9 protein-coding genes and 1 riboswitch are annotated in these 11,147 nt (G+C 73.6%); of the genes, 7 read left to right on the forward strand and 2 right to left on the reverse strand.

Features of this window, described 5'->3' with window-relative positions; all coding sequences use genetic code 11:
• Nucleotides 1–25: 25 nt before the first annotated feature.
• The gene (gene aceB / locus ACFXPX_RS20590) at nucleotides 26–1,636 is read right to left on the reverse strand and encodes a malate synthase A (RefSeq protein WP_380642636.1); all 1,611 of its coding nucleotides are present in this window, start codon (nucleotides 1,634–1,636) and stop codon (nucleotides 26–28) included.
• A 202-nt stretch (nucleotides 1,637–1,838) separates the two neighbouring features.
• On the reverse strand, nucleotides 1,839–3,134 hold the full coding sequence (gene aceA, locus ACFXPX_RS20595) for an isocitrate lyase (protein WP_380588083.1): 1,296 nt from the start codon (nucleotides 3,132–3,134) through the stop codon (nucleotides 1,839–1,841).
• Between the two features lie 359 nt (nucleotides 3,135–3,493).
• Between aceA and ACFXPX_RS20600 the strand changes: the two genes are divergently transcribed.
• The 7 genes from ACFXPX_RS20600 to ACFXPX_RS20630 all read left to right on the forward strand — a co-directional run.
• The gene (locus ACFXPX_RS20600) at nucleotides 3,494–4,885 is read left to right on the forward strand and encodes a short-chain fatty acyl-CoA regulator family protein (protein ID WP_380642638.1); all 1,392 of its coding nucleotides are present in this window, start codon (nucleotides 3,494–3,496) and stop codon (nucleotides 4,883–4,885) included.
• Nucleotides 4,886–5,031: 146 nt separating this feature from the next.
• Entirely contained in the window at nucleotides 5,032–5,253 is a 222-nt protein-coding gene (locus ACFXPX_RS20605) for a hypothetical protein (protein ID WP_380529809.1), read from the forward strand.
• A gap of 241 nt (nucleotides 5,254–5,494) precedes the next feature.
• Nucleotides 5,495–5,686, forward strand: a riboswitch (cobalamin riboswitch).
• Nucleotides 5,687–5,882: 196 nt separating this feature from the next.
• On the forward strand, nucleotides 5,883–7,382 hold the full coding sequence (locus ACFXPX_RS20610; RefSeq protein WP_380588087.1) for a CoA-acylating methylmalonate-semialdehyde dehydrogenase: 1,500 nt from the start codon (nucleotides 5,883–5,885) through the stop codon (nucleotides 7,380–7,382).
• 5 nt (nucleotides 7,383–7,387) lie between these two features.
• The gene (locus tag ACFXPX_RS20615; RefSeq protein ID WP_380642640.1) at nucleotides 7,388–8,533 is read left to right on the forward strand and encodes an acyl-CoA dehydrogenase family protein; all 1,146 of its coding nucleotides are present in this window, start codon (nucleotides 7,388–7,390) and stop codon (nucleotides 8,531–8,533) included.
• Complete coding sequence (locus tag ACFXPX_RS20620) at nucleotides 8,533–9,597, forward strand: enoyl-CoA hydratase/isomerase family protein (RefSeq protein WP_380642642.1); 1,065 nt, start codon at nucleotides 8,533–8,535, stop codon at nucleotides 9,595–9,597. The genes ACFXPX_RS20615 and ACFXPX_RS20620 overlap by 1 nt, the downstream gene beginning before the upstream one ends.
• Nucleotides 9,594–10,475 (forward strand): 3-hydroxyisobutyrate dehydrogenase, encoded by an 882-nt coding sequence (gene mmsB / locus ACFXPX_RS20625; protein WP_380642644.1) that lies wholly within the window; start codon nucleotides 9,594–9,596, stop codon nucleotides 10,473–10,475. Before ACFXPX_RS20620 ends, mmsB begins: the two co-directional genes overlap by 4 nt.
• On the forward strand, nucleotides 10,472–11,147 hold a 676-nt coding region (locus tag ACFXPX_RS20630), incomplete at its 3' end, for an enoyl-CoA hydratase-related protein (protein WP_380642646.1). The genes mmsB and ACFXPX_RS20630, both read left to right, overlap by 4 nt.

An 11,147-nucleotide genomic window follows, 5' to 3' on the forward strand; every position in this document is an offset into this window, starting at 1 on the left:
TGCGGTGCCTCCGTGGTGGTGTGGCTCAGGCCGTGGCGCGCACGCGGACCAGGTGGCGGGCGTAGGCCTCGGTGGTGAGGAAGGCGGGCAGTTCGTCGCCGAGGGAGGTCTCGGTGAGGACCCGTACGGCGGCGTCGAGGAGCTCGGGGTCGACGCCCTCGGCGAGGAGGGCGGCGCGCTCGCGGTCGATCAGCCGGCGCACCAGGTCCGGGGTGGCGAGCGAGCCGCCGGTGAGCCGGGTGCAGTGGTGCTGCCACTGCCAGATCTGGCAGCGGGCGATCTCGGCGGTGGCGACGTCCTCCATCAGGCCGAACACGGCGACGGCGCCGGCGCCGCCGAGCCAGGCGGTGAGGTAGCGCAGGGCGACGGCGACGTTGGCGCGCAGCCCCTGGTCGGTGGGCAGGCCGGCGGACAGCCGGTGCACGCCCAGCAGGTCGTCGGCGGTGACCTCGACGTCCGCGCGGGTGCGGTCGAGCTGGTGCGGGAACGCGCCGAGGACGGCGTCGAAGGCGGTGCGGCAGGTGTCCACCAGGCCGGGGTGGGCGACCCAGGAGCCGTCGAAGCCGTCCCCGGCCTCCCGCTCCTTGTCGGCCCGCACCTTGGTCAGGGCGACGGCGTTGGCGGCCGGGTCGCGCTGGGGGATCGCGGCGGCCATCCCGCCGATGGCGTGGGCGCCGCGCCGGTGGCAGGTGCGCACGAGGAGGTCGGTGTAGGCGCGCAGGAAGGGCTGGGTCATGGTGAGGGTGGCGCGGTCCGGCAGGACGTAACGCGGGCCGTGCTGGGCGAAGTTCTTGATCAGGCTGAACAGGTAGTCCCAGCGGCCCGCGTTCAACCCGGCGGCGTGGTCGCGCAGTTCGTAGAGGATCTCGTCCATCTCGAAGGCGGCGGTGATGGTCTCGATCAGCACGGTGGCGCGGACCGTCCCGTACGGGATGCCCAACTCGGCCTGGGCGGCGGTGAAGACGTCGTTCCACAGCCGGGCTTCGAGGTGGTTCTCCAGCTTGGGCAGGTAGAAGTACGGGCCGCTGCCGCGTTCGATCTGGCGCCGGCCGCAGTGGAAGAGGTAGAGGCCGAAGTCGACCAGGGCGCCGACGGCCGGGCGGCCGTCGATCAGCAGGTGGGCCTCGTCCAGGTGCCAGCCGCGCGGGCGGACCACGATGGTGGCCGGGTCGGTCCCGACGGAGTAGTGCTTGCCGTCCGGGGTGGTCTCCTCGATCCGGCGCTCGATCGCGTCGGCCAGGTTCAGCTGGCCGGTCACCAGGTTGTGCCAGGTGGGGGAGGTGGCGTCCTCGAAGTCCGCGAGCCACACCTTGGCGCCGGAGTTGAGGGCGTTGACGGCCATCCGGCGCTCGGGCGGGCCGGTGATCTCCACCCGGCGGTCGGTGAGGCCGGGGCCGGCGCCGGCCACCCGCCAGCTGGCGTCCGCGCGGACGGCGGCGGTCTCGGGGCGGAAGTCCAGGGTGCCGCCGGACGCCAACTCGGCGGCGCGGCGCGCGCGTTCGGCGAGCAGCTCGGTGCGGCGGACGGCGAACCCGTCGTGCAGCCGGGCGAGGAAGGCGAGGGCCTCGGGGGTGAGGACCTCCTCGAAGCGGTCCTCGGGCTCTCCGAGGACCTCGACGCGACGGGACTGGCTCATCCGGTTCTCCAGGGAAGCAGGCGGGGCGGGTCAGGTGGGGACGGGTCGGGCGGGGACGGGTGGGGCCCGGGGCCGCGTCCCTCAACGCGGCCCCGGGCGGGTGGGCGGCACGGAGCTCCCTCGCTCCGCCGTACGGGCCGCCGGGGTGGCACGCTCCGGTGGGTGGACGACCGAACCCACCGGGCGGGCGGGGATCGGAGGATCAGTGGAACTGCTCGGCCTCGGTGGAGCCGGTCAGCGCCAGGGTCTCGGCGTCGGGGTTGAGCGCGGTGGAGACCTGGTCGAAGTAGCCGGTGCCGACCTCGCGCTGGTGCTTCACGGCCGTGTAGCCGTCCGGCACGGCCGCGAACTCGGCCTCCTGGAGGTCGACGTAGGCCGTCATGCCGTGCTCGGCGTAGCCGCGGGCCAGCTGGAACATCGAGTGGTTGAGGGCGTGGAAGCCGGCCAGCGTGATGAACTGGAAGCGGTAGCCCATCGCGCCCAACTCCCGCTGGAACTTGGCGATCCGGTCGTCGTCCAGGGCGGCCTTCCAGTTGAAGGAGGGCGAGCAGTTGTAGGCCAGCATCTTGTCCGGGTACTCGGCCTTGAGCGCCTCGGCGAACTCCCGGGCCTGGGCGAGGTCCGGGGTGCCGGTCTCCACCCAGATGAGGTCCGCGTACGGGGCGAAGGCCAGGCCGCGGGAGATCACCGGCGCCATGCCGGGCTCGACCCGGTAGAAGCCCTCGGCGGTGCGCTCGCCGGTGCAGAAGCGGGCGTCGCGCTCGTCCACGTCGGTGGTGAGCAGGTTGGCGGCCAGCGCGTCGGTGCGGGCGACGACCAGGGTCGGCACGTCGGCGATGTCGGCGGCCAGGCGGGCCGCGTTGAGGGTGCGGACGTGCTGGGCGGTGGGGACGAGCACCTTGCCGCCGAGGTGGCCGCACTTCTTCTCGGAGGCCAGCTGGTCCTCGTAGTGGATGCCCGCGGCGCCGGCCGCGATCATGGCCTTGGTGAGCTCGAAGGCGTTCAGCGGGCCGCCGAAGCCGGCCTCGGCGTCGGCGACGATCGGCACCAGCCAGTCCGGGCCGCCGTCGGTGCCCTCGGCGGCGTCGATCCCGTCGGCGCGCAGCAGCGCGTTGTTGATCCGACGCACCACCTGGGGGACGGAGTTGGCGGGGTAGAGGCTCTGGTCGGGGTAGGTCTGGCCGGCCTGGTTGGCGTCGGCCGCGACCTGCCAGCCGGACAGGTAGATCGCCTGGAGCCCGGCCTTGACCATCTGGACGGCCTGACCACCGGTCAGCGCGCCCAGGGCGTGCACGTAGTCCTGCTCGTGGAGCTGCTTCCACAGGCGCTCGGCGCCGCGCCGGGCCAGGGTGTGCTCCTCGCGCACCGTACCGGACAGCCGGACGACGTCCGCCGCGCCGTACGTGCGCTCGATGCCGGCCCAGCGGGGGTCGGACGCCCACCGGGCGGCCAGCTCCGCCGCCTGCTGCTCCTGCTGCTGCCGAACCGACTGGGTCATGGTGATCGACTCCCGGGGATGCTCTGCGAAGGACGTTGCGAAGGATGTGAGCGACCTCTCACGAGGTGGCGAGAGGGCGGCCGGGTGGCGCCGGGCAGCGGTGGAACACCGCGGGACGTGGTCACCCGGACGACAGGTCAGGGCAGTTGACCTGCCCGTTCGCCACCGTTCTGGGCGCCTCCCGGCCGCAGCACCGACTCTGGCAGCCGACGCGGCCGCCGTCACCGGTGGAGCCGTGCCAAGTTCCGCGAAGCCCGCCCGGCGAATCCGCGAAGCTTGCGAAGGCCTGCCCGGAGGCGTTGCGGCTAGGCTGCGCCGCACCGGCCCGACCCGACGGCCGGACACGGAGGTGCGGGACGATGGGGAAGGCCTTCGCCGGGGCCAGGCTGCGCCGGCTCCGGGAGGAACGCGGACTGAGCCAGGCCGCCACGGCGCGGATGATCGACCTCTCGCCCAGCTACCTCAACCAGCTGGAGCACGACGCCCGCCCGCTGACCGTCCCCGTCCTGCTGCGGCTCACCGAGGCGTTCGGCGTGGAGGCCGGGTACTTCGCCCCGCCGGACAGCGCCCGGCTCGCCGCCGAACTGCGCGACGGCCTCGGCGAGGAGCTCGCGTCCGGCCGGATCACCCCCGGTGACCTCGACGAGGTCGCCACCCGACTGCCCGCCGTGGCACGGCTGTTGACCGACCTCGGGCGCGGCCGTCGCACCCTGGCCGAGCAGCTCGCCGTCCTCGCGGGGGACCGGGGCCCGGCCGCCGACACCCGGACCCCGCACGAGGAGGTCCGCGAGTTCTTCTACCGCCGGCAGAACTACGTCCATGAACTCGACACCGCCGCCGAGGAGTTGGCGGGCGAGATCCGGCTGCGGCGCGGCGGGGTGCGGGCGGTGCTGGCCGAACGGCTGGCCGACGTGCACGGCGTACGGCTCGCCTCCGGCGGGGAGCAGCTGCACCGGTACGAGCCGCGGACCCGGACGCTGCGGCTGTCGGACCGGCTGCGCCCCGGCCAGCAGGCCTTCCGGCTGGCCACCCAGCTCGGCTACCTGGAACACGACGCGCTGCTCTCCGAACTCGCCGCCCAGGACAGCCCCGAAGGCTCGGCCGCGCACTCGCTCACCCGGATCGGCCTGGCCAACTACTTCGCCGCCGCCCTCGTCCTGCCCTACGCCGCCTTCCACGCCGAGGCCGAGTCCGCCCGCTACGACATCGAGCACCTCGCCGACCACTTCGGCGTCGGCTACGAGACGGTCTGCCACCGCCTCAGCACCCTCCAGCGCCCCGGCCTGCGCGGGGTGCCGTTCTCCTTCGTCCGGGTCGACCGGGCCGGGAACGTCTCCAAGCGGCAGTCCGCCACGCCCTTCCACTTCTCCCGCACCGGCGGCACCTGCCCGCTGTGGAACGTCTACGACGCCTTCGCCGCCCCGGGCCGGGTCCACGTCCAGGTCGCCGCCATGCCGGACGGGCGCCGCTACCTGTGGACGGCCCGCGCCGTCACCCGCTCGCCCGGCGGCTGGGGCCGACCCGGCAAGACCTTCGCCATCGGCCTCGGCTGCGAACTCCGCCACGCGTCCCGCCTCGTCTACTCCGCAGGCCTCGACCTGACCGACGAGGCCGCCGCCACCCCGATCGGCCTGGGCTGCAAGGTCTGCGAACGCCCGGCCTGCGCCCAGCGCTCGGCCCCGGCGATCGGCCGCCCGCTGGCCGTCGACGAGCACACCAGCACCTTCGTCCCGTACCCGGCGTCCTCCTGAGCGGTGCCGCACGGGGCGAGGCAGCCCCCGGAGGGCCGTCGGACGAGTACAACCACCCTTCCTGCCATCGGGTTTGGTGACATTGGGCGGCGGGCATCGCCAGCCCGGAAGCCCCGTGCACCACGGGCGGAAGTGAGGTGGGACGGATGGCCGGCGACGAGACGCCACAGCCCTTCGCGACGTTCTGCGGCAACTGCAACTGCGGTTGCCCCCAGGTGTTCCTGGACCGGGAGGCCCCGGTGGACCGGCGGGTGAGGATCACCGACGACTTCGGTCAGCAGATCCGGATGAGCGAGGACCAGTTCCGCGACCTGGTGCGCCAGGCCAAGGAGGGACTGCTGGACCTCTCGGCGGCTTCGGCCGGCTGAACGCGATCGAACGGCGCCCGGGGGCGGCGGTCCGATGACCCGCCGCCGGTCCGGCGAAAGGCCGTGGTCGCGGCCCGGGACTCGCCGATCGGTGTCGGGGACACGGACACCTCGCTCTACAGGAACGCGTGGTCGACCTCGCGCTCTGGCTCGACCACCACCGGCCCGTCCTGGCCCTGTGACCCGTCGTGGCCCTGTGACCGCTCGGGCCCGCGTCGCGCGGCGGTGGGTCTGGACTTACTAGGACGTCCAACTATATGGTCGACGGCAGGTCCGCGGTGTCAGGGAAGCCGGTGTGAGTCCGGCACGGTCCCGCCACTGTGACCGGGGAGTTCGTCCTCGCAGATGACGGCCACTGGCAGCCAGCCGGGAAGGCCAGGGGGCGGGCGTGGATCCGGGAGTCAGGATACCGGCCGCGGATGATCCGTGTTTTCCACGAGGATGGAGACGACACGCATGACTCCGGGCCGCTGTTCCCGCTCCGCTGCCGTGCTGCCGACCGTCGGGGCCCATCGCCCCTGACGGTTCGTCACTTTACGCCTGCCGCGACGGCGTACGACCGTACGTCCGCTGCCGCGGCGTGCTCTCTCCATTCCTCCTCTCCCCACCCGTGACGAGAGAAGGAACCGATGGTCCGCGAACTGACCCACTTCATCGGCGGCAAGCGCGTCGCCGGGACGTCCGGCCGCTACGGCGACGTCTTCGACCCCAACACCGGCCGGGTGCAGGCCCGGGTGCCGCTGGCCGACCGGGCCGAGGTCGAGGCGGTGATCGCCGACGCCGCCCAGGCCCAGCCCGCGTGGGCGGCCTGGAACCCGCAGCGGCGGGCGCGGGTGCTGCTGCGCTTCCTGCAACTGGTCGAGCAGGAGAAGGAGGAGCTGGCCCGGCTGCTCTCCGCCGAGCACGGCAAGACCGTGGCCGACGCCCACGGCGACCTCCAACGCGGCCTGGAGGTGGTGGAGTTCGCCGCCGGGATCCCGCACCTGTTGAAGGGCGAGTTCACCGACAACGCCGGCACCGGCATCGACGTCTACTCGATGCGCCAGCCGCTCGGCGTGGTCGCCGGCATCACGCCGTTCAACTTTCCGGCGATGATCCCGCTGTGGAAGGCCGCACCCGCGCTGGCCTGCGGCAACTCCTTCGTTCTCAAGCCCTCCGAGCGGGACCCGTCGGTGCCGCTTCGGCTCGCCGAGCTGTTCCTGGAGGCCGGGCTGCCGCCGGGCGTGCTCAACGTGGTCAACGGCGGCAAGGAGGCGGTGGACACCCTGCTGGAGGACGAGCGGGTGCAGGCCGTCGGCTTCGTCGGATCCACCCCGATCGCCCGGTACGTCTACGCGACGGCCGCCGCCCACGGGAAGCGGGCGCAGTGCTTCGGCGGCGCGAAGAACCACATGATCGTGATGCCGGACGCCGACCTCGACCAGGCCGCCGACGCGCTGATCGGCGCCGGCTACGGCTCGGCGGGGGAGCGCTGCATGGCGATCTCGGTGGCCGTCCCGGTGGGGGAGGAGACCGCGGACGCGCTGGTGGCCAAGCTGGTCGAGCGGATCGCCGCGCTCAAGGTCGGCCGCTCGGACGACCCGGCTGCCGACTTCGGCCCGCTGGTCGGCGCCGACGCGCTGGAGCGGGTCCGCGGGTACCTCGACCTCGGAGTCCGGGAGGGCGCCGAACTCGTCGTCGACGGGCGGGACTTCCGCCTTGAGGGCCACGAGGGCGGCTACTTCCTCGGCGCCTCGCTGTTCGACCGGGTGACCCCGGACATGCGGATCCACCGCGAGGAGATCTTCGGCCCGGTGCTCACCGTGGTCCGCGCCGCCGACTACGAGGAGGCGCTGCGGCTGCCCAGCGAGCACGAGTTCGGCAACGGCGTGGCCATCTACACCCGGGACGGCGACACCGCCCGGGACTTCGCCCGCCGGGTGGACACCGGCATGGTCGGCGTCAACGTGCCGATCCCGGTGCCGATCGCCTACCACACCTTCGGCGGCTGGAAGCGCTCCGCCTTCGGCGACCTCAACCAGCACGGTCCGGACTCGATCCGCTTCTACACCCGCACCCGCACCGTCACCTCGCGCTGGCCCTCCGGGGTCAAGGAGGGCGCGAGCTTCACCATGCCGACGATGGGGTGAACGCCGTGCACACCAGTGAACTGACGGAGGACCAGGCCGCGATCGCCGAGGCCGTCGGAGCCTTCGCCGCCGAGTACCTGGCCCCGCACGCGGTCGAGTGGGACCAGGCCAAGCACTTCCCGGTGGACGTGCTGCGCAAGGCCGCCGACCTCGGCCTCGCCGGGGTCTACGTCCGGGAGGACGTCGGCGGCTCCCAACTCTCCCGGCTGGACGGCGTGGTGGCCTTCGAGGCACTGGCGGGCGGCTGCCCGTCCGTCGCCGCCTACCTGTCCATCCACAACATGGTCGGCTGGATGGTCGACCGCTACGGCAGCGAGGACCAGCGCCACCGCTGGCTGCCCGCACTCTGCACCGCCGAGGACCTGGGCAGCTACTGCCTCACCGAACCCGGCGCCGGCTCCGACGCCGCCGCGCTCGCCACCCGGGCGGTGCGCGACGGCGACCACTGGGTGCTGGACGGCGTCAAGCAGTTCATCTCCGGCGCGGGCGCGGCCCGGGTGTACGTGGTGATGGCGCGCACCGGCGGCCCGGGCGCCGCCGGGGTGTCCGCCTTCGTGGTGGAGCGGGACGACCCGGGGCTCTCCTTCGGCCCCGACGAGCGGAAGATGGGCTGGAACGCCCAGCCCACCCGCCAGGTCGTCCTGGACGGCGTCCGGCTGCCCGCCGACCGCCTGCTCGGCGGCGAGGGGGAGGGCTTCCGGATCGCCATGGCCGGCCTGAACGGGGGCCGGCTCGGCATCGCCGCCTGCTCGCTCGGCGGCGCCCAGAGCGCCCTGGAACGCACCACCGCCCACCTCGCCGACCGGGAGGCCTTCGGCGCTCGGCTGCTGCACGCCCAGGCGCTGCAGTTCCGGCTCGCCGACATGGCCACCGAGCTGGAGGCCGCCCGGGCGCTGCTCTGGCGGGCCGCCGCGGCCCTGGACCGGGGCGACCGGCGGGCACCGCAGCTGTGCGCGATGGCCAAGCGGCACGCCACCGACACCGGCTTCGAGGTGGCCAACCAGGCGCTCCAACTCCACGGCGGCTACGGCTACCTGGCCGAGTACGGCATCGAGAAGATCGTCCGCGACCTGCGGGTGCACCAGATCCTGGAAGGGACCAACGAGATCATGCGCGTCATCGTCGCCCGCGGCCTGATCGGAGCCGCCTGATGAGTGCCGAGGAGGTCCTGGTCCACCGCGAGGGCCGGGCCGGGCTGATCGTCCTCAACCGCCCCAAGGCGCTCAACGCCCTCACCCACGGCATGGTCCGGCGCATCGCGCGCGCCCTGGACGACTGGGAGCACGACCCGGCCGTGGCCACCGTGGTGATCACCGGCGCCGGGGAGCGCGGGCTCTGCGCGGGCGGCGACATCGTGGCCATCCACCGTGCCGCCACCGGCGGGGACCCGGGCGCCGCCGAGGAGTTCTGGCGCGACGAGTACCACCTCAACGCCCGGATCGCCCGCTACCCCAAGCCCTACGTGGCCGTGATGGACGGCATCGTGATGGGCGGCGGAGTCGGCGTCTCCGCCCACGGCAGCGTCCGGATCGTCACCGAACGCACCCGGATCGCCCTGCCGGAGACCGGGATCGGCTTCGTCCCCGACGTCGGCGGCACCTACCTGCTCGCCCTCGCCCCCGGCGAACTCGGCACCCACCTGGCCCTGACGGCCGGCTCCGTCGGCGCCGCGGACGCCCTGCTCTGCGGGCTCGCCGACCACCACGTGCCCGCCGAACGCCTCCCGGCGCTGCTGGACGACCTGGCCGAACGGCCCGTGCACGACGCCCTGGCACGGCACGTCGCCGCCGCGCCGCCCGGTCCGCTGGCCGGGCAGCGCGGCTGGGTCGACCGCTGCTACGCGGCCGGTTCCGTCGAGGAGATCCTCGACCGGCTCGGCGACAGCGGCGAACCGGAGGCGAAGGCGGCCGCCGACCGGATCGCGGCCAACTCCCCGAGCGCCGTGAAGGCGACGCTCGCCGCCCTGCGCCGGGCCCGGGCGCTCGGCCCGCTGGAGGCGGTGCTCGACCAGGAGTACCGGATCTCCTGCGCGGCGCTGGCCACCCCGGACCTCGCGGAGGGCATCCGGGCCCAGGTGATCGACAAGGACCGCTCACCGCGCTGGCACCCGGCCACCCTGGCCGAGGTCGAGGACGCCGTCGTGGCCCGCTACTTCGCCCCGCTCGGCGAGCGTGAACTCGGCCTCGCCGCCACCACACCCCTGGAGCGCTGGTGACCCTCGCGATCGGATTCGTCGGACTCGGCAACATGGGCGGCCCGATGGCCGCCAACCTGGTCAAGGCCGGTCACCGGGTGACCGGTTACGACCTCTCGGCGGCCGCCCGGGAGCGGGCGGCCGCCCACGGCGTGACGGTGGCGGGCTCGGCGGCGGAGGCCGTCACCGACGCCCAGGTGGTGCTCACCATGCTGCCGACCGGACGCCATGTCCTGCAGGCCTACGAGGAGTTGACGCTCGCGGCGAGCGGGGCGCTGTTCGTGGACTGCTCCACCGTCGCGGTCGGCGACGCCCGGGTGGCCGCGGACCTCGCCCGTACGGTCGGGCACCGGGCCGTGGACGCGCCGGTCTCCGGCGGCGTCCCCGGAGCCGAGGCCGCGAGCCTGACCTTCATGGCCGGCGGGGACGAGGCCGAGTTCGCCGAGGCGGAACCGGTGCTCGCCGCGATGGGCCGCAAGGTGGTCCACTGCGGAGGCTCCGGTGCCGGGCAGGCCGCGAAGATCTGCAACAACATGATCCTCGGCGTCTCGATGATCGCGGTGAGCGAGGCCTTCGTCCTCGGCGAGCGCCTCGGCCTCAGCCACCGGGCGCTCTACGAGGTCGCCTCCACCGCCTCCGGCCAGTGCTGGGCGCTCACCACCAACTGCCCCGTCCCCGGGCCGGTGCCGACCAGCCCGGCCAACCGCGACTACGCCGCCGGCTTCGCGGCCGCCCTGATGGCCAAGGACCTGGGGCTGGCCGCCGACGCCGCCACCGCGACCGCAGCGCCGACCGAACTCGGCCGCCGGGCAGCCGAGTTGTTCGCCGACTTCGCCCAGGACGGGGACGGCGGGCTGGACTTCTCCGCCATCATCACCACGCTGAGGGAGCGCGCATGACGTACGGGACGATCCTGGTCGAGCGCAAGGGCCGGGTCGGGCTGATCACTCTCGACCGGCCGAAGGCGCTGAACGCGCTGAACACCCAGTTGATGAACGAAGTCGTGGTGGCGGCAACGGAGTTCGACCGGGACCCGGCGATCGGCTGCCTGCTGTTGACCGGCTCGGCGAAGGCTTTCGCGGCCGGTGCGGACATCAAGGAGATGCAGTCGCTCGACTTCGTCGACGCCTACCTCGGTGACTGGTTCGCCGCCTGGGACCGCTTCGCCGCCCTGCGCAAGCCCGTCGTCGCCGCCGTCGCGGGCTACGCGCTGGGCGGCGGCTGCGAGCTGGCGATGATGTGCGACATCCTGCTGGCCGCGGACACCGCGAAGTTCGGGCAGCCGGAGATCAAGCTCGGGGTGATCCCGGGCATCGGCGGCTCGCAGCGCCTCACCCGCGCCATCGGCAAGGCCAAGGCGATGGACCTGTGCCTCACCGGCCGGATGATGGGTGCCGAGGAGGCCGAGCGGGCCGGCCTGGTCGCCCGGATCGTCCCGGCCGACCAGCTGCTCACCGAGGCGCTGGCCACCGCCGGGACCGTCGCGGCGATGTCCACCCCGGCGGCGGTCATGCTCAAGGAGAGCGTCAACCGCTCCTTCGAGACGACGCTCGCCGAGGGCGTCCGCTTCG

The organism is Kitasatospora sp. NPDC059146 (assembly GCF_042786665.1).
Lineage (GTDB): Bacteria > Actinomycetota > Actinomycetes > Streptomycetales > Streptomycetaceae > Kitasatospora.